The following is an 18,746-nucleotide window of genomic DNA, read 5'->3' as shown; positions in this document are numbered from 1 at the left end:
TATGAAATTAATCAACAAAAAAAATAAAAACTACACCCAGATCTTTCAGCTTTTTACGGAAGAAGAATGGACAAAATCCAGCAAAAATTACAATAAAAATGTTGCTTCTTTTTTCTCCGGAAAGAAAAATGAGGTATTCATTCATACGGATGCCCAAAGTATTACTTATCTGATCGGTTTAGGAAAATCTACGCTTCAGAATTTCGAAATCCAGCAGGTAGCTGTTAAATTCTCTCAAACGCAGAAAGAAAAGCTTCAGGCCGCTCCTACCCTTGTTTTGGCAGATTTCCTGAAAGAAAAACAATTTGAGGAGTTTGTCAAAGGTTTACTTTTAGGAACATACAGTTACCCTTTTGATAAAAAACATGCATTCTGGAACGCCAAATTTGAAATTCATTTCGAAAATTTAAGCCAGAAAAAATTAGATGCGATAGGTTCAAAAGCTGAAGCACTGGCCAACGGACAAACGGCCTGCCAGGAATGGCTGAACAAACCTGCCAACCTTAAAAAACCGGATATTTTAAGTCTGTATCTTAAAAATTTAGCAAAGAAATACGATTTAAAATACACGGCATTCAATAGGAAAAAATGTGAGGAACTGGGCCTTGGCGCTTACTTATCTGTCAATCAAGGAAGTGCTTATGATGCTGCTTTCACAATCATAGAATACAAAACTACCGTTAAAAACGCCAAAACATTTGGCCTGGTAGGAAAATGCGTCCTTTTTGACACAGGAGGTATCTCTCTGAAGAACCCGGACAACATGCACTATATGAAGTCTGATATGGGTGGGGCTACTGCAGTTATAGGAACACTGATCTATGCTGCAGAAATGAAACTTCCGGTGAATATCGTTGTGGTACTTCCTATCACAGACAATGCTATTTCTGAAAACGCTTTCCTTCCAAGCGACGTTATTACAGCTTATAACGGGAAAACTATTGAAGTTCTGAATACAGATGCAGAAGGTAGAATGATCCTTGCAGACGGACTTTCTTATCTGTCCAAAAACTATAAAACAGATTTCCTTATTGATCTTGCTACATTGACGGGAAGCTCCGTCCGAATGTTTGGAGATACTTGTGGTGCAATGTTTTCCAATAATGATGAACTTAAAAACCTTCTGATAAAAACCGGAGATATGACCAATCAAAGGGTATGGAATCTGCCTCTTTGGGATGTCTGGAAAGATGATATCCAGTCTGACGTTGCTGATCTTAAAAACATCTCAATGAAACCGATTGGAGACTGTATTGTGGCTGCTAAATTTTTGGAACAGTTTATTGAAAACCATCCTAAATGGGCGCATCTGGATATTGCAGGCGTTGCCTTCGGAAATACGGGATACGCAAAGGAAAAAGCTGCAACCGGCTTTGGGGTACAATTACTGGCTGATTTAATTGAAAATTATCACTAAAAATTAGTTTTTTTCAAAATTTCTCTGTATACTTGATTGTATGTTTTCAAAAACGCAGTTTATTTCTACTTTTAACATTAATTAATCAACAGAAATTTACTTTTATCTTTGATAATTTACTAAAAATAAAAAAACATTATATGGAGGAGAAAATCATAGTATGTATTTCGTGCTATTATAAGGGCTATGACTTCATGGATGAAATGAAGAAGCTCGGTAACAAAATCATCTTAGTAACATCAGAGAGTCTTAAAGAAAAAAACTGGCCCTGGCATGCGATTGACGAGGTCTTTTACATGACTGAGCTGAAGCCTTCTGTCTGGAATCTAGAGCATCTTGTGCAAGGGTTTTCGCATCTGATGAAAACCCGGAAAATACATGCCGTAGTGGCACTTGATGATTATGATGTAGAAAAAGCCGCATTGATCAGAGAGACATTCCGTATTCCCGGAATGGGTCAAACTACACACAGGTATTTCAGAGATAAGCTGGCCATGCGTCAGAAAGCAAAAGATTCAGAAATTAGTGTTCCGGAGTTTACGGCCGTCTTCAATAATGATGAAGTCAACAGCTTTACAGAAAAGGTTCCTGCCCCGTGGGTATTAAAACCACGTTCGGAAGCATCCGCATCGGGCATTAAAAAGTTTTCATCCAAAGATGAGCTTTGGGCTGAACTGGATGCGCTTGGAGAGGAGCGGCATCTTTTTTTACTCGAAAGCTTTAAGCCGGGAGATGTTTACCATGTAGACAGCCTGACTTTTAATAAAGAAATTGTATTTACCTCTGCTTCCAAATATCTGGCCCCACCTATGCAGGTTTCTCATGAAGGTGGCGTGTTCAGATCGAAAACATTGGGAAGATATTCTGAGGAATTTAAAGCGCTTGATGAGGTCAATGCAAAGGTTCTTTCCAGTTTTGGACTTCTCAACGGAGCTACCCACACTGAATTTATCCGGGGAAAAGCTGATGGAAAATGGTATTTTCTTGAAACCTCTTCCAGAGTTGGTGGTGCACACATTCCCGATCTTGTTGAAGCTTCAAGCAATATTAATATCTGGCGCGAATGGGCAAAAATTGAAGATGCCCTGCTGCGTGGAAACAGCTACCAGGCCTCAAAACCTACAGGGTACTATTCAGGATTGATCGTTGCCCTGATCAAGGACAAACATCCAGATTACAGTGTATTTGAAAGTGAAGAGGCTATAAAGTTCCTTCCGATCGATCATCACGTTGGAATTGTCTACAAATCCAGTGATCCGGATATTATACAGGAAAGGTTAGACAGTGCTGCAGAAAAAATTCAGGCAGAAATGCTGAATATTCTGCCGCCTAAAAGTAAACTGACAAGCTAAACACATTATAATCAAAGAAATTTATCTATGCCGCATATAGAACATACAGATTATTATTCGAACATATTAGGAACAAGTCTTAAGGTAGAAGTTACAGGACATTATGGTCATCCGATCATTATGTTTCCGACTTCTCAGGGACAGTACACCCAAAATCATGATTTCCATCTTAACGGAAGCATCAATTGGTTTATAGAACAAGGGAAAATAAAGCTTTATAATGTTCAGACCATTGACGCGTGGAGTTTCTATGATGAAAAGATTTCACCCCAGAAAAGAATAAAGAATTATGAGCTGTATATGCAGTTCCTGATTCAGGAATTTATCCCATACATCCAGAAGATCCACAAGACACACCGTGTAGCAGTAGCCGGAGCAAGTTTTGGAGGTTATCATGCCGCCAATTTTGCCTTCAGGTTTCCGGATGTAGTTTCTCATCTATTTTGTCTTTCGGGGGCATTCAGCATCAGAAATTTTATGGATGGATATTCGGATGAACTGGTTTATTTTAACTGTCCGAAAGAATTTGTCAAAAATGATGAAGCCTGGAAATACAAACATATGCACATTGTTCTGAGTACTTCCGACCAGGACATCTGCAGGGATAAAAATATTGAAATGGCAGAGATCTTAAAGGCAAAAGGAATAGACTTCTGGTACGACGAAAGAAAATGGATCAATCACGACTGGCCATTATGGAGAATGGTATTTCCTACATTTATAGGTGCTTTTTTTACATAAAAAACAGTACATTTAAGAAGATAAAATAATAACACATATACCAATTTAAAAACAGAAATTATGGCAAAAAAAGTGGGAATTCTATTCGGTATGGAAGATACATTTCCTTGGGCGTTTATCGACAAGGTGAATGAACTGGGTGGCGGAGAAATCATTGCTGAACCGGTAAATATCGACAAACTAGAACAAGGTGCTGATTACGGCTATGCAGTAATTATCGACAGAATTTCGCAGGATGTTCCTTTTTACAGAGCTTATTTGAAAAATGCCGCACTTAACGGAACTTATGTAATTAATAATCCGTTCTGGTGGAGCGCAGATGAAAAGTTTTTCAATAATGCACTGATGTCAAAATTAGGAATTCCACTTCCTAAAACGGTACTGCTTCCTTCACACGAAAGACCTTCAGACACTTCAGAAACATCATTCAGAAACCTTAAATTTCCTCATGACTGGGAATACATTTTCGAATATGTTGGTTTTCCTGCGTATATGAAACCCCATGACGGCGGTGGCTGGAAAAGCGTATACAGAGTGGAAAATCCGGATGATCTTTGGAATAAATTAAGCGAAACAGAACAGTTGGTAATGATGGTTCAGGAAGAAATTGTTTTCGACGATTATTACAGGGTTTACTGTCTGGGCAAAAAATACGTTCACATTATGCCGTATGAACCGCGTAATCCTCACCATTTGAGATATGCTACAACGCATCAGACTCAGGGACAAGAACTGGAGAAATTATTAAAAACGATCCATGATTACACGATCACAATGAACGAAGCGCTTGGCTATGATTTCAATACGGTAGAATTTGCTATCAGAGACGGAATTCCATATGCTATCGATTTCTGTAACCCAGCTCCTGATGCGGACAGAAATTCTGTTGGCGAAGACAACTTTGCCTGGATTGTAGAGCATTCTGCTAAACTTGCCATTGAAAAAGCTAAAGAATACGTTCCCGGAAAACCTAATATTTCATGGGGTACTTTTGTAAAAGACTCAGTAAAATAAAAATTAAAAAAACAAAAAAACACGAAAAAAAATGCATCAATTTACTATTGGAATCGAAGAAGAATATCAGATCATTGATGTTGAAAGCAGAGACTTAATATCTCATGTTTCGAAAATTATTGAGGGTGGCAAAGCGGTTTTAAGTGAAAATTTAAAGCATGAAATGCACGAATCCATGATTGAAATGGAAACCGGCATCTGTCAGAATATCAAAGAAGCCAGGGAAGAACTGACTAACCTGAGAAGGCATTTAATCAATACAGCCCATGAACAAGGACTTCGGGTTTCCGGAGGAGGAACACACCCTTTTTCAAACTGGGAACATAATACCATTACTAACGGTGAACGTTACAATAAAATTGTAGATGATATGGGTGATGTTGCCCGCGGAAATTTAATTTTCGGGCTCCATGTGCATATCGGAATCCCCAACCGTGAAGAAGGCGTAAGAATTCAGAATGTGATGCGTTATTTCCTTCCGCACGTCTATGCCCTTTCTACAAACTCTCCTTTCTGGATAGGAAGAAATACGGGTTTCAAATCTTACAGACAGGAAATTTTTGTGAAATTCCCAAGAACCGGTATTCCCAGCTATTTCAATTCACTGGCTGAGTTTGACAGTTATGTAGAACTTCTGGTAAAAACAGGAACAATAGATAATGCCAAGAAAATATGGTGGGATCTTCGTGTTCACCCATTCTACCCTACCATTGAGTTTAGAATCTGCGACATGCCTTTACGAATAGAAGAAACGGTTTGTATGGCTGCCATCATGCAGTGTCTTGTGGCCAAAATCTATAAACTTCACCAGCAGAATTTAAGTTTCAGAAGCTACAGAAGACTGTTGCTCAACGAAAATAAATGGAGAGCTTCCAAAAGCGGTATCGAGGCCCATCTTATCGATTTCGGAAAAGAAGAATCTGTTCCTTATCCGCATTTGTTGAAGGAACTTCTGGAATTCATTGATGATGTTGTTGATGAGCTCGACTGCAGAAAAGAGGTTGAGTACGCCTGGACCATTTTGGAAAACGGAACAGGAGCCGACAGACAACTTAAAGTATTTAATGAAACAGGCGATCTTACCAAAGTAGTGGATTATATGATCTCTGAAACGGAGTATGGCATAACACATGGCGAAATGGCTTCATAATATTTTTGGTAACTTTGTAAAAAATATGAAGTAGTATGAAAGATATTCGAATCGCTCTGGTGGATATGAACAACAACCATGTCAATCAAGGCTTTAGAAATATTAAAGAAATTTCGGAAGCATTCCAGAAAAGCTCTGAAGAAAATGTAATCATCAAAACATTTGATGTAAGGTTCAAGAATGAAATGCCGGACATTGAAGATTTTGACATTTTTATCTCTTCAGGCGGGCCGGGAAATCCACACAGAGAAGGCTTGGAGTGGGAAGACAGATATGCAGGTTTTCTGGATGCTGTTCTGGAACACAACAAGTACAATGAGGATAAAAAATATCTATTTCTGATCTGCCATTCATTCCAATTGGCAAGTATCCACTGGAAACTGGGTAATATCTGCAAAAGAAGATCTTATTCTTTCGGGGTAATGCCGGTTCACAAAACAGAGGAAGGCGAGAAGGAATTTTTATTCAAAAACCTTCAGGATCCTTTTTATGCTGTAGATTCAAGAGCTTATCAGTTCATCGAACCCAATGTAGACCGTTTTGAGGAGTTAGGTATGGAAATTATGGCTATCGAGAAATCCAGACCCCATATCAATCTTGAAAGAGCTGTAATGGCCGTCCGTTTCTCTGATGAAATATTTGGAACACAGTTCCATCCGGAAGCTGATCCAAAAGGCATGATTGAAAACCTGAAAGACGAGAAAAATAAAACGGCAATGATTGAGAACTTCGGAATGGAAAAATACCTTGAAACGGTAGATAGAATCGATGATGAAGACAAGATCATACTTACCAGAGGCCAGATCCTGCCAAGATTTCTTCAGTCAGCAAAAAAAAACATTTTGAAGGGAAGTAAAGTTTTGGCTTAATCCTTTTTATACAATAAATGCTTCGGCTCCGCCCGGCAGGACAATGCTAAAAAACAGTTAGCATCAGAGATGTCATACTGAGCGGGTCAAAGCATCTTAATAGAATGATATTTTATTAACCACAATACACTAAAATCGGGCAATCACTGCTCGATTTTTTAAAATCAAACCACAAAGAAAAAAATATGATCTCAAAATATAGAAAACAATTCAACCAGGAGTTTTCCCAGGAAAAATACGAACAGCTTAAAGAGCGTCTTGCTCAGAAAGGAGGTATTGCACCTGCATTCAGAATTTCAGAAAGTCCGCTTTTTCTTACTCATGAATTTAAAAATAAACTTCTTAACGCCAGCGATAGTATTATAGACCAAATCAAGGAACTCCCTGCTGAAACTCTTTATAAGGCCGTTCCTGAAAATTGCAGGGTTCCCAACGACACCCTTCAACCTCATTTTTTCACGATAGATTTCGGGATCTGCAGAAGTGAAAACGGAGAAATAGAACCACAACTGATAGAGCTGCAGGCTTTTCCATCATTATATGCCTTTCAGAAAACTTTTGAAGAAACCTTTTGTGAGTTCTACCCTTTTCTCTCGGAGCTCGGAAACAAAATGCCTGATGATGAATTCACAAATCATTTAAAAAAACTGATCATAGGAGACGAAAATCCTGAACATGTTATTCTTCTTGAAATATTTCCGGAGAAACAGAAAACGGCAATAGATTTTGCATTAACAGAAAAGTTATTAGGAATAAAAACCGTATGCCTTACGAAAGTAAAAAAAGAAGGCCGAAAGCTCTTCTATGAAAACGATGGACAACTTGTTGAGATCAAAAGAATCTATAACCGTGTCATCTTTGATGAGCTGGACAGAATTCCAGATTTAAAAGCAGGATTTGATTTCCGTGAAGATATTGACGTAAAATGGATCACGCACCCCAACTGGTTCTTTAAAATCTCTAAATTTCTTCTTCCGATGCTGAAGCATCAGTTTGTTCCGAAAAGTTATTTTCTGCATGAATTTCCGGAGCATGAAAATCTTGACAACTTTGTTCTGAAACCTTTGTTTTCGTTTGCAGGAAGTGGAGTTAATTTAAATCCTACAAAAGAAATCACAGAGGCTATTGAAGATAAGGAAAACTACATTTTACAGAGAAAAGTAACTTACGAGCCTATTTTCGAAGATATTAACGGAGAATTTTCAAAAGCAGAGATCCGACTGCTGTATGTATGGCATGAAGATGAGGAACGCCCTATTCTTCTGGAAAATCTGGGAAGAATGACTAAAGCAGCTATGGTGAATGTAGATTTTAATAAGAAAGATGCCATATGGATCGGAAGTTCTAATGCATTTTTTGAATAAAAAAAACAGACTAACAAATGATAGAAAAAATAGCAATTTTAGGAGATTTTAATCCCATACATTACACCTTACACCAATTAAATAATACAACGAGGGATGTACAGAAGGTCTTAAAAAAAGAGATTCAATTTGACTGGATATCGACAGATATTTTTGATGCAAGAATTGTATTTGAAAAACAAGACTATAAAGGTTTATGGGTAGCACCCGGAAGCCCGTATAAGGATATGAATGGTGTACTTAATACCATCTGCTATGCAAGAGAAAATAATATTCCAACTTTTGGAAATTGTGGAGGATTCCAGCATATGGTTATAGAATTTGCCCAGAATGTATGTGGTATACAAGATGCCGGAAATGAAGAAACAGACCCTACAAGCCCGGATCTTCTGATAAAAAAATTAGCCTGTTCCCTAAAAGGTGAAGAAGAAATTCTTAATATAACTGAAAAAAACAGCTTTCTGTATCAAATTTTAAAAGAGGATACGCTTTTAGGAAAATATCACTGCAGCTACGGCATTAACGAACTATATATTAACAAATTAAGGGATCATGGAATGGTATTCACATCAATTTCTGAGGATGGAAATCACAGATCATTTGAGATTACAGATCATCCTTTTTTTGTAGGAACATTATTCCAACCCGCTTTGACTTCTACCCTTGAAGCCCCAAACCCATTAATCATTGAGTTTGTAAAGAAGTCATTGAAAATTTAAATATTTCAGTAAAATATTATAAAAACAAGAGTTGATTTCTTTATGAATTCAACTCTTATTATAGCTGGAAAGATATTTTCAAAGCTATAAACTTATAAGACCAACAAAGTAAAACAAGATAATGTATTCTTTTTTTTGTAATTTGTTCTTAAGATATAAATAATAACTTGATAGTAAGCTTTTAGCTTTATAGAAACTTCACTGTATGAGAAGATAACTCTGATACAGAAAATAAAAATGATTTTAATGACCCTTAAAAATGTTGATGAAACAATTTTTCAGCCGCTTGGACTGAAACTTTTAAATGCACAGGAAGACAGAGAATCCGGAGAATATTCCGGCTGTAGTTTTGTATTAAACGGTTTGAATATAAAATTCCGTACGTCTAAAATAACGCCGACTAAAACCGGTCAGTTCTTCACCATCTGGAAACGGAATGAAGACGGAGAAACGGCTCCATTTGATTCGGATGATCCCTTTGATTTCTATTTGATCTCTGCATCCAAAGATAATGACAAAGGCATTTTTATCTTCCCGAAGGAAATGCTTATCGAAAAAGCAATTTTGTCTCACGGAAACAGAATTGGAAAAAGAGGAATCAGGGTCTATCCAGGCTGGGATCTTACGGAAAGTAAACAGGCTAAAGCTACCCAAAAATGGCAGACTGTATATTTTATTGATCTATCTCAAAGCGCGGAATCGTATCTTCAAAAAGCTAAGTTATTATTTGATTTGAAATAGAAGTTGTTTAATCTGTCTGTTTTTCAAAGCAAATACTGATCTTAAAACCAGATATTTAAAATAGAAAAAACGGCTGAAAATTCAGCCGTTTTCTTATAGATTATTTATTTTTTATGAATTTTTATCGTCTTCGAGAATTTCCCTTGCCTGATATTCCTGTACAAGGTCGATTGCATTCGAAATAACGTCACTTAAAGCGGTAATAAAAGTTCCGTCTTCAGCCATTCCCATAGCATGCTTTAAAGCTTCTATTTCTTTAGGAATGATCTCATAGCTCACATCTCTTCCTGCTTCGTTGATCCCGTCGATAATAAGTCCGTTGATCTCTTCTTCCGTTCTTCCTCTCAGGTGCTTTTCGTTTCTGATGATGATATAATCAAACATTCTTCCTGCGATTTTTCCGCACTCTCTGATATCACTGTCACGTCTGTCTCCTACTCCTGAAATAATACCTATTTTCTTTGTAGCTTCCACATTTTTCAGATAATCTTCGATGGCCTCATAACCGGAAGGATTGTGTGCAAAATCAATCAGTACCTTAAAGCTTTTGAATTTAAAAATATTCAGCCTTCCTGGTGTAAGCTGTGCACTTGGAATAAAAGTTCTCAGGGAATTGGAAATATCTTCAATTCCGAAACCATAAAGGTAACTCGCTAAACTTGCTGCCAAAACATTTTCGATCATAAATCGGGCCTTCCCTTCCATGGTAATCGGGAAGTCTTTAGCTTTTCCTATTCTGATTTTCCAGTCTCCTTTTTTGATGGTTACAAAACCTTCTTCATAGATGCAGGTAATCCGTCCTTCTTTAGCAAATTTTACAATATGAGGATTATTTTCATCCATACTGAAAATCGCGATATTGCTGTCAATATCATTCATGATCTTCATTGAATATTCATTGTCGGCATTCAGTACGCTCCATCCGTTTTTCTTCACACTGTCCAGAACGACTCTTTTTACTTTGGTAAGGTCTTTCAGGTTGTGAATGTCATTCAATCCTAAATGGTCTTCCTCAATATTGGTCAGAACCCCGATGTCACATTGTGAAAACCCGAGTCCCGAACGAAGAATACCACCTCTGGCAGTTTCCAGAACCGCAAATTCTACGGTAGGATCTTTTAAAACAAATTCAGCAGAAAGCGGCCCTGTAGTGTCTCCTTTTGTCAACATGGTATTTTGAATATAAATACCATCAGAAGTCGTGAAACCTACTCTATAGCCGTTGCTTTTTACGATATGCGAGATCAGTCTCGTTGTCGTTGTTTTACCATTCGTTCCTGTCACGGCAATAATAGGAATTGTATAAGGTTTTCCGGGAGGATAGAGCATGTCTACCACCGGAGCAGCTACATTTCGGGGAAGGCCTTCGCTTGGTGCGAGGTGCATTCTGAATCCCGGTGCTGCATTCACTTCAATAATGGCAGCTCCGCTCTCTTTCAGGGGCTGTGTAAGATTTTCAGCCATAATATCAATACCGCAAACATCCAGACCTATAATCTTAGAGACTCTCTCAGCCATTGTTATGTTTTCAGGATGCACCATATCTGTAACGTCTATGGATGTTCCTCCTGTAGAAAGATTAGCCGTTGACTTCAGATAAACGATTTCTCCCTTCTGGGGAACCGTTTCAAGGGTATAATGGAGCTTTTCAAGAAGTTCCATGGTATCTTTATCCACTTCTATTTCGGTAAGGACATTTTCATGACCATATCCTCTTCTCGGATCGCTGTTTTCTTTATCTATAAGCTGCTGGATAGTCATTTCACCATCACCTACCACATGAGCAGGAACTCTTCTTGCTGCAGCCACCATTTTATTATTAATGACCAATACCCTGAAATCATATCCGGTAATGTACTTTTCTACAATTACTTTTCTTGAATATTTTTGGGCATGTTCCAATCCTATTTTTGCAGCTTCCCAATCGTTCACATTAATGGAAGAACCTTTTCCGTGGTTTCCGTCCAGTGGTTTCAAAACGATAGGATACCCTATTCTTCTTATCACATCATTTAAACCTTCTTCATCTATGATCAGATCTCCAATCGGAACCGGAATGGCAGCATCGTGAAGCATTTTCTTTGTCAGTTCTTTATTGCACGCAATATCTACCGCAATGGAGCTTGTTTTTCCGGTAATAGTAGCCTGAAAACGCTGTTGATTCACCCCGTAACCTAATTGTACTAAAGAGTTTGTTCCTAATCTGATCCATGGAATTCTTCTGGAAACAGCTTCTTCTACGATACTTCCTGTAGAAGGTCCCAGACGGACACGTTCCCTGATCTCCTTCAATTTGTGAATACAGGCCTGGATATCATATTCCTGATCATCGATTAAAGCCTGTGCTATTTTCACAGCTTCTTCGGCGGCATAAATCCCCGCATTCTCTTCAATATAATTAAAGACAACATTATATATTCCCGGTGATTTTGTTTCCCTGGTTCTTCCGAAGCCTACATCCATCCCTGCCAGCGTCTGTATTTCCAACGCTATATGCTCGATGACATGTCCCATCCAGGTTCCTGTTTCTATCCTATGAAAAAATCCGCCTTCTACACCTTCTGAACATCTGTGGGTGATCAGAGATGGAATAAGTTTTTGGATTCTTTCTCTGAAACCGTCGATCTTATTCGTTGGATAATTTTCCATTTCTTCCAGGTCCAATCTCATCTGTATCAGCTTCTTTCTTCTGATACTCCAGATATTTGGGCCGCGTAATGCCTGTATCTTCTCAATTTTCATAATCTATTTGCATTTTTATCAGTTAACAATAACTCCTTCAAAAATCAAAGATAATGTAAAACCCTAAACGAAACTATACCACGTTTAAACATTTCTCAAAAAAGAATTAAAATAAATTAACAATCCTAAAACATTAAAAACCATTTAAATGTGGCACGGATTTCGCCAAATGTTAAATATTTTTTAAATTTGCACATATGATGAGACCCGTTGGAAAATTAATTATTATCGGAGGAGCTGTAAACAAAGGAAGCTTTGCAGAAACCGATTTCGATCAGAACATTGAAAAAAACCTTAATTTCTTTGAAAGAGGCATCTTGAGAAAGATCATTAACGAATCAAAGCATAAGGAAAACTCTGTCATCGAAATTGTAACGACAGCCTCCCAAATCCCTCAAATTGTAGGTACCGAATACAAAAAAGCTTTTGAATTTCTTGGTGCTAAAAATGTAAATATCCTTGACATCCACAACCGTGAAGAGGCTAATTCTGATGCTATGGCTGCAAGAGCCAATGCAGCTGATGTGGTGATGTTCACTGGTGGAGATCAGCTTAGGCTGACTTCTATTCTGGGTGGAACAAGATTTCACGATACTATTTTACTGAAATACCAGGAGCAGGATTTCATCTATTCAGGAACTTCTGCAGGTGCTGCCGCCGCTTCTGAAAATATGATCTACCAGGGAAGCAGCTCTGAATCTCTTTTAAAAGGAGAGATCAAAACAACACAGGGACTTGGTTTAATCGATAATGTAATCATCGATACGCATTTCGTTCAGCGAGGCAGAATCGGACGTCTTTTCCAGGCGGTTGTCAACAATCCGCGAACATTAGGAATAGGATTGGGTGAAGATACAGGACTTTTTATCCACGATGATGTCATGACTGCTGTAGGTTCCGGACTTGTGATTCTGGTAGACGGAAGATTTATTAAGGATACCAATCTTACCAATATCAATCTGGGCGAACCTATTTCAATCGATAATCTTACCGTACACGTAATGTCTATGAATGACCATTACGATCTTACCACAAAGAAACTTACGATCGAGAATTCTCAGTTTAATCCGATACCGCAGGATAAGTAAAAGTTAATGGTAAATGGTGAATGGTGAATTTCACCAGCTAAAATTTTTAACCTTATCTTTAAAATTGACAATTGACTTTCACAATTGACACCTACAACATATGAAAATAATAATCCACGGCGGTTTTTTCTCTGAAAGCGACCAAAGCCATGAAGTAAAAACAGCAAAACAAGATTCTTTACAACATATAACACAGAAAGCCTTCGAGTATCTTCAGTCCCATTCCGCTTTTGATACGGCAGCGTATGCAGTTTCTCTTTTGGAAGACGATCCCTTGTACAATGCGGGCATAGGTTCTCAGATTCAGAGCGATGGTGTAATCCGGATGAGTGCAGCTATCATGGATGGCGAAACGCAGAAGCTAAGCGGTGTCATCAACCTTCAGGATGTCAAAAATCCTATTTTTGTAGCGAAAGAGCTGATTAAAGAAGATGACAGGGTTCTCGGCGGAAACGGTGCCAAAACGTATGCATTCGAACATGGTTTTGAAAACTTCTCAACTGAGATTCCTCAAAGAAGAAGTGAATACGAAGCTAAACTTAAGATCGGCGGAAAAGGAACTGTAGGCTGTGTGGCTCTGGATAAAGAAGGAAAACTGGCCGTAGCGACATCCACGGGCGGAAAAGGTTTTGAGATTCCCGGGAGAATTTCAGATTCAGCCACAGTGGCCGGAAATTATGCCAATTCTATTTGTGCAGTGAGCTGTACCGGCGTAGGAGAAGATATTGTAAGCAATGCCACCGCCGCAAAGATCGTTACCAGAACTACAGATGGGATGAGTCTTCAACAGGCTTTTCAGAAGACCTTTGAGGAACTTAAAACCATTGACGGATTCGCAGGAGCGATCGCTATTGATAAAGATGGAAATATGTACCATCAGGATTCTTACCCTACGATGGTCTTTGCAAGTTTCGATGGTGAAAATTTTCAGGTCTTCCAATAATTTTAACATTTTTTTATCATCTGATTGAATTTTTTGGCACGTATTTTACATGTTAATCAATAACAAATTTTAATACAACATTTTAAAAATAGAAATCATGGGAAATAAAACAAAAGGATTATTAGCTTTATTAGGTATCGGTGCTTTAGCATTTTGGAAATACAAAAACTCTACTCCTGAAGAGCAGCAGGCAGTAAAAGATAAAATTAATAACGCTAAGGACAATCTAAACAAATGGGGAAATGATGTAAAGAACAAAGCAAATGACGTTGCTTCCCAAGTTCAGAACAAAGTAGATGAGGCTAAAACAAAAGCTGAAGATACTTTAAGCTAAGAGCAAATTAGTTTTTTTAACATTCATATATAGAAAGTCATCATAGTCTTAGGATTATGATGACTTTTTTTATGGTATAAACAAAAAATGTATTACTTCTTCTGTGCTCTCAAGCTATACACCATCGGGATTTTATTCCCTAAATGTAAAATTCTCCATTTTCCCTTTTCAAATTCTTCTACATGACTAAAACACGGATATGGTGACCAGTCAAACTCCTGAAAGATTTCCAGCTCTATCTTGTGCTTGATCAAATTCTGTAAAACCTCAGCTAAAGAATGGTTCCACATCACATACTCCTGAACAATATCCGCCGACCTATCCGCGTAGGTTCCTTCATAGGTTTCTACCAGAGGCTTTTCGTTAAAATAATTGTAGGCAACTTTTGTAAAATCATCATCGAACATCCAGACGACAGGATGAAACTCCGCCATCACAAACTTTCCGCCCGGTTTTAGAAAATGATTAATCAATCCTGCCCATTTGTCGAGGTCAGGAAGCCAGCCTACTACCCCGTAGCTCGTGTAGACGATATCAAATTTTTCATCCAGAATATCTGGCAGGCTATAAACATCCGAACAGATAAATTTTGTATCAGTTCCGCACTTCTGTGCAAGATCCTGTGCAGCCTCAATTCCTTTGTCTGACAAATCTACGCCTGTCACGTCCGCTCCCATTCTTGAGAGGGAAATAGAGTCCTGTCCAAAATGACACTGCAGATGCAGAATACTTTTGCCTTTGACCTCTCCTAAAAGCTCAAGTTCTATCGAATTGAGTGAACTTCTACCCTGTAAAAATTCATCAACAAAATAAAAATCCGACTTCAGGTGTGGATCTACTTTAGCATTCCATGAGTTTTTATTGATTTCCAGGTAGTTTTCCATGATTTTAATAGTTTAGGCTAATATAGCTAATGTTTTTAAATCTTCTTATAGAGAGACTGTTTTGATAGTTTTTAAACTTTAATAAATTGAGAACTGCTATCTGAAAAATCAGTCGCCAGGAATAACGATGGAAGTATAATTACTGTAAAGCTCCCATCCCATCGATTCGTAAAGCCTTTTTCCCTGCTCTGTTGCTACCAGGAAATTGTTAGTGATACCTTTTGATAAGACTATTTTCTCAAGTTCCCGCATCAAGAAAGTAGCGAGGCCTTTTCTTTGGTACTTTTCTTCGGTTATAATTCTATCATAAACCGCCAGATCATCTGCGACTACAATATGGCCAATAGACGCCAGTTCACCGTTTTCAGCAATGATTTTGATTACTGTTGTAGAATTATATTTTTTATACTCGATTCGATAATCTTCACAAAGATTTGTATCGGAATTTTTCATCGGTCCGAAACAATGCATCATGTATCCTGGAGGTTGTATAATCCACTTTCCTGATACGGTATTTTTTACCTCATCCGGCAATGCACAGACTTTAAGATAGGTCCAGGGTTCATCAATCTGTTTTGAGAGTTTGATAAAATCATGATTGAGCTCAGAAAAAACATACCGTATTTTTTGTCTTTCCTCTCCTACTTCTACTTTAAAACCGGATTTATATCTGACCGGAAGCGAAAGCTTTCTGGACAACGACCATGCCTTCAGCCATTTTTCTACAATATCATGAGATACTTTGGTTTCCATGGTTTTATGGTTTTATTTATGAAAGCTGATCCAGCAATTTCTTTTTCTGCTCCGCAAATTCTTCAGCGGTCAAAATTCCATTTTCTCTTAATTTTCCCAGTTTTTCAAGCTGTTCAAAAATAAGGTTGGATTCTACTTCCTTTGTGGGAGCGATCTCCTTCTGAGTTTTAACCTGATTATAAATTTTGTTGATGAAACCATAAAACCTTTCCGCATCCAGTCTGTCACAGAAACATTCAAATTCCACAACTTTATCTGCAGTATGCAATTTAATAACCGGAGATATGGGATTACTTACGAAACTTACTTCAGTGATGGTTTCATTGGGATAGGTATTCACCTTTACCGGTGCAAACATAGCCTTTGAGACAGAAACAATCCTTTTGGGAGTCACCAGTAAAACGCCTGCGTCCACTGTCTTTAAGAACTGGGCATCTGTTGCCGCCAAAATGACTTCATCCACGGCAAGTATACGGGGCAATTCTTTGATTTCCCCTTTTGCAAACATGGAAAGGTTGGCGCCTATCTGCTCCATTTGATATTTTATTTCTTTTAGTCTTCTTTTATAAAGATCATGAGGCATATCACCTGGTTCCATAAACTGAACCATACTGTTTATCTGAGCTTCTTCTGTTCTTTTTTGGAGTTGTTCTGTTTCCGGTTCTATTTTTCCTGTTTGAACAAGACTTTTGATATCATTGATACTAAACGCATTGAGGTTATACAGAAGTTCCTGATGGGTACTGCTTACTTTATCCAGGCATTTATTACATAGATTGCCTCCGTCTGAAAGTTTGTTTTCGCCTAAAAGCGTGTCTATGGACGTCAGTTCAGCGTTGCATAATACACAGGTATTGCTCATTTTTTATGATATTTTAAAGTTTAGCCAGCAGCTTTTTCTTTTGTTCGGCAAATTCTTCTTCGGTAAGAACACCTAGTTCGCGAAGTTTTCCCAGTTTTTCAAGCTGATCAAAAATCACGGCGGGAGCTTCTTTCGGTTCAGAATTCGGCTGAGATTGCTGAGGTTGAGGTACCGTTTGCTGCTGTTGCAGCTTCACTTGCATCTGTTGAAGTCTGATCTGATCCTCAGAACGGCCGATATAGTTCTGTACAGCATCAAAGAAGTTTTTTGCCGCACTCTTTATGTAAAGTTTAAATTCAGCCGTAAAACCGGGTGTATATACTTTTAGCGTTGAAGACATCAGGTTTGTATCATGCTGTACTGAACTGACTTTGTGAAGTGGAAATTCATTTTCAAAAACTCCCCCGAAAAACTTTTTATCAACGAAAATGATTCTTTTCTCGGTTGATACTACAATTCCTTCCAGATTGTTATACAGATATTTCCCTTCTGCAATCGCGATAAGTTTTTCGTCTTTATCAAGAACATTAACCAATTCCTCTACTTCACTGTCTACGAAAAGGCTGAGTTTAGCCCCTGTAGCTACGATTTGGTCTTTGATCTCGTCAAGTCTCGAAGGTGCGTCCGCTGTATAAGTGAATTGGATACTTTGAGATGGAGTTTCAACAATTCGGGGTTGGGCAATCTGTATGGTTTGAAACTCTTCAGTTTCGATGGCCATCTCCTGTTCACCACCTCCGTTCAGTACCATACTCCTGATCTGGACAATGCTATAGTTTCCAAGGTCGGATACAAGATCTTTATTAATATTCGTGGCTTTATTCAGGCATTTATTGCACAAAATCCCTCCGTCCGAAAGTTTATTTTCGCCTAAAAGGGTATCCATGGATGTAAGCGGAACTCCGCATAAAGAACATTCAGTGTTCATCTGGTTTTATGTTTAATAGTTTAATGATTGATGCCACACAGTATTGGCATTAATCCAAATTACAAATTTGTGTCTACAATGAAAGATAATATTACAATCTTTCAAGCAATTTTTTCTTTTGTGATGAAAATTCTTCCTCTGAAATGAGAAAAGTCACTCATTTCTGACTGCGCCCATGAAAAAAGATAGGGATTCATTTTTCTGATCTGGTATTCTATATTTCCCATTAATCTTATTTTAGAGCTTCTCCATCAGCTTTTTCTTCTGTGCAGCAAATTCTTCCTCTGATAAAATTCCGCTCTCCTTTAGTCTTCCCAACTGTTCCAATTGATCTAAAACCGTAGGTTCGGATTGACTTTGAAAATATTCTTTGGGACGGGCCATAAAGTCTCTTACTTTTTCACAAAATAATTCTGCATAATATTTTCCTACATTATCGATCTCAAGAATATTATCCGAGATATGAATATCTATGGAGGCCAGCATGAAAGACTTTTCATATTGTATAGAACTGACTTTATCGTAAGAAAAATCTTCTACTTTCAATCCATACATAAATTCTTTGTCCACAAAAATCAATCTCCTTTCAGTGGCTACTAAAATGATATGATGGTTGGTGAGTTTATTTCTTCCTTCAATCAGATACACAATTTTTTCATTCTCTGAAAGCACTTCCGGCAATGCATGAATTTCTTTTCTGGCAAAAATGGTGGGATTGATATCTAATATTTCCAGCTCATCTTTTATTTCGTCAAGTCTTGATTTTTCACTCATTATTTGTTTTTATAAATGGTAGATATTACAAATTTAATTTTTTTCTAAAATACGGAAAGACATAAGGCTAT

General features: G+C 37.9%; 19 protein-coding genes. 12 read left to right on the top strand and 7 right to left on the bottom strand.

The genetic code is table 11. From position 1 onward, the window contains the following. Nucleotide 1 precedes the first annotated feature (1 nt). The 9 genes from NZD88_RS03195 (at nucleotide 2) to NZD88_RS03155 (ending at nucleotide 9,367) form a co-directional block, all read left to right on the top strand. Nucleotides 2-1,417, top strand: coding sequence for a leucyl aminopeptidase family protein (locus NZD88_RS03195; RefSeq protein ID WP_259827372.1), 1,416 nt, complete (start codon nucleotides 2-4; stop codon nucleotides 1,415-1,417). 140 nt (nucleotides 1,418-1,557) lie between these two features. Further along, the gene (locus NZD88_RS03190) at nucleotides 1,558-2,769 is read left to right on the top strand and encodes an ATP-grasp domain-containing protein (protein WP_259827371.1); all 1,212 of its coding nucleotides are present in this window, start codon (nucleotides 1,558-1,560) and stop codon (nucleotides 2,767-2,769) included. Nucleotides 2,770-2,796: 27 nt separating this feature from the next. Continuing rightward, nucleotides 2,797-3,510: an alpha/beta hydrolase-fold protein gene (locus tag NZD88_RS03185; protein WP_259827370.1), complete on the top strand. Its 714-nt coding sequence runs from the start codon at nucleotides 2,797-2,799 to the stop codon at nucleotides 3,508-3,510. 60 nt (nucleotides 3,511-3,570) lie between these two features. Then, nucleotides 3,571-4,524, top strand: a complete 954-nt coding sequence (locus tag NZD88_RS03180) for an ATP-grasp domain-containing protein (RefSeq protein WP_169234686.1) — start codon at nucleotides 3,571-3,573, stop codon at nucleotides 4,522-4,524. A gap of 31 nt (nucleotides 4,525-4,555) precedes the next feature. Further along, entirely contained in the window at nucleotides 4,556-5,674 is a 1,119-nt protein-coding gene (locus tag NZD88_RS03175) for a carboxylate-amine ligase (RefSeq protein WP_259827369.1), read from the top strand. A 35-nt stretch (nucleotides 5,675-5,709) separates the two neighbouring features. Then, nucleotides 5,710-6,543: a type 1 glutamine amidotransferase gene (locus NZD88_RS03170; RefSeq protein WP_259827368.1), complete on the top strand. Its 834-nt coding sequence runs from the start codon at nucleotides 5,710-5,712 to the stop codon at nucleotides 6,541-6,543. Nucleotides 6,544-6,728: 185 nt separating this feature from the next. Next, nucleotides 6,729-7,907, top strand: a complete 1,179-nt coding sequence (locus NZD88_RS03165) for a hypothetical protein (protein ID WP_259827367.1) — start codon at nucleotides 6,729-6,731, stop codon at nucleotides 7,905-7,907. A gap of 17 nt (nucleotides 7,908-7,924) precedes the next feature. Further along, nucleotides 7,925-8,626 (top strand): glutamine amidotransferase-related protein, encoded by a 702-nt coding sequence (locus NZD88_RS03160; protein WP_259827365.1) that lies wholly within the window; start codon nucleotides 7,925-7,927, stop codon nucleotides 8,624-8,626. A 246-nt stretch (nucleotides 8,627-8,872) separates the two neighbouring features. Continuing rightward, on the top strand, nucleotides 8,873-9,367 hold the full coding sequence (locus NZD88_RS03155) for a MepB family protein (protein ID WP_259827363.1): 495 nt from the start codon (nucleotides 8,873-8,875) through the stop codon (nucleotides 9,365-9,367). A gap of 111 nt (nucleotides 9,368-9,478) precedes the next feature. On the opposite strand, the gene cphA is transcribed toward NZD88_RS03155, so the two are convergent. Beyond that, entirely contained in the window at nucleotides 9,479-12,109 is a 2,631-nt protein-coding gene (gene cphA / locus NZD88_RS03150) for a cyanophycin synthetase (protein WP_259827361.1), read from the bottom strand. Between the two features lie 197 nt (nucleotides 12,110-12,306). On the opposite strand from cphA, the gene NZD88_RS03145 reads away from it, so the two are divergent. The 3 genes from NZD88_RS03145 to NZD88_RS03135 all read left to right on the top strand — a co-directional run bounded on the left by NZD88_RS03145 (nucleotide 12,307) and on the right by NZD88_RS03135 (nucleotide 14,474). Next, nucleotides 12,307-13,197: a cyanophycinase gene (locus NZD88_RS03145; RefSeq protein ID WP_394332549.1), complete on the top strand. Its 891-nt coding sequence runs from the start codon at nucleotides 12,307-12,309 to the stop codon at nucleotides 13,195-13,197. A gap of 100 nt (nucleotides 13,198-13,297) precedes the next feature. After that, nucleotides 13,298-14,140 (top strand): isoaspartyl peptidase/L-asparaginase, encoded by an 843-nt coding sequence (locus tag NZD88_RS03140; protein ID WP_259827359.1) that lies wholly within the window; start codon nucleotides 13,298-13,300, stop codon nucleotides 14,138-14,140. A 97-nt stretch (nucleotides 14,141-14,237) separates the two neighbouring features. Further along, a complete protein-coding gene (locus NZD88_RS03135; RefSeq protein WP_259827357.1) occupies nucleotides 14,238-14,474 on the top strand; it encodes a YtxH domain-containing protein in 237 nt (78 codons plus the stop codon). Nucleotides 14,475-14,566: 92 nt separating this feature from the next. On the opposite strand, the gene NZD88_RS03130 is transcribed toward NZD88_RS03135, so the two are convergent. The 6 genes from NZD88_RS03130 to NZD88_RS03105 all read right to left on the bottom strand — a co-directional run bounded on the left by NZD88_RS03130 (nucleotide 14,567) and on the right by NZD88_RS03105 (nucleotide 18,675). Continuing rightward, entirely contained in the window at nucleotides 14,567-15,358 is a 792-nt protein-coding gene (locus NZD88_RS03130; RefSeq protein ID WP_259827356.1) for a class I SAM-dependent methyltransferase, read from the bottom strand. 108 nt (nucleotides 15,359-15,466) lie between these two features. Next, entirely contained in the window at nucleotides 15,467-16,111 is a 645-nt protein-coding gene (locus tag NZD88_RS03125; protein WP_259827355.1) for a GNAT family N-acetyltransferase, read from the bottom strand. A gap of 16 nt (nucleotides 16,112-16,127) precedes the next feature. Beyond that, nucleotides 16,128-16,973, bottom strand: a complete 846-nt coding sequence (locus NZD88_RS03120; RefSeq protein ID WP_259827353.1) for a PH domain-containing protein — start codon at nucleotides 16,971-16,973, stop codon at nucleotides 16,128-16,130. A gap of 13 nt (nucleotides 16,974-16,986) precedes the next feature. Continuing rightward, complete coding sequence (locus NZD88_RS03115; RefSeq protein ID WP_259827352.1) at nucleotides 16,987-17,901, bottom strand: PH domain-containing protein; 915 nt, start codon at nucleotides 17,899-17,901, stop codon at nucleotides 16,987-16,989. Nucleotides 17,902-18,002: 101 nt separating this feature from the next. Continuing rightward, nucleotides 18,003-18,128 carry a hypothetical protein gene (locus NZD88_RS03110; protein ID WP_259827351.1) on the bottom strand — a complete coding sequence of 42 codons (126 nt, stop codon included), beginning with the start codon at nucleotides 18,126-18,128 and terminating at the stop codon, nucleotides 18,003-18,005. Nucleotides 18,129-18,138: 10 nt separating this feature from the next. Continuing rightward, the gene (locus NZD88_RS03105; protein ID WP_259827350.1) at nucleotides 18,139-18,675 is read right to left on the bottom strand and encodes a PH domain-containing protein; all 537 of its coding nucleotides are present in this window, start codon (nucleotides 18,673-18,675) and stop codon (nucleotides 18,139-18,141) included. Nucleotides 18,676-18,746 lie beyond the last annotated feature (71 nt).

The sequence above is a fragment of the Chryseobacterium pyrolae genome (assembly GCF_025153485.1).
Classification (GTDB): Bacteria; Bacteroidota; Bacteroidia; order Flavobacteriales; family Weeksellaceae; genus Chryseobacterium; species Chryseobacterium antibioticum.
The sequence above is the reverse complement of the archived record's forward strand: the minus strand, read 5'-3'. Positions and strand labels throughout refer to the sequence as shown.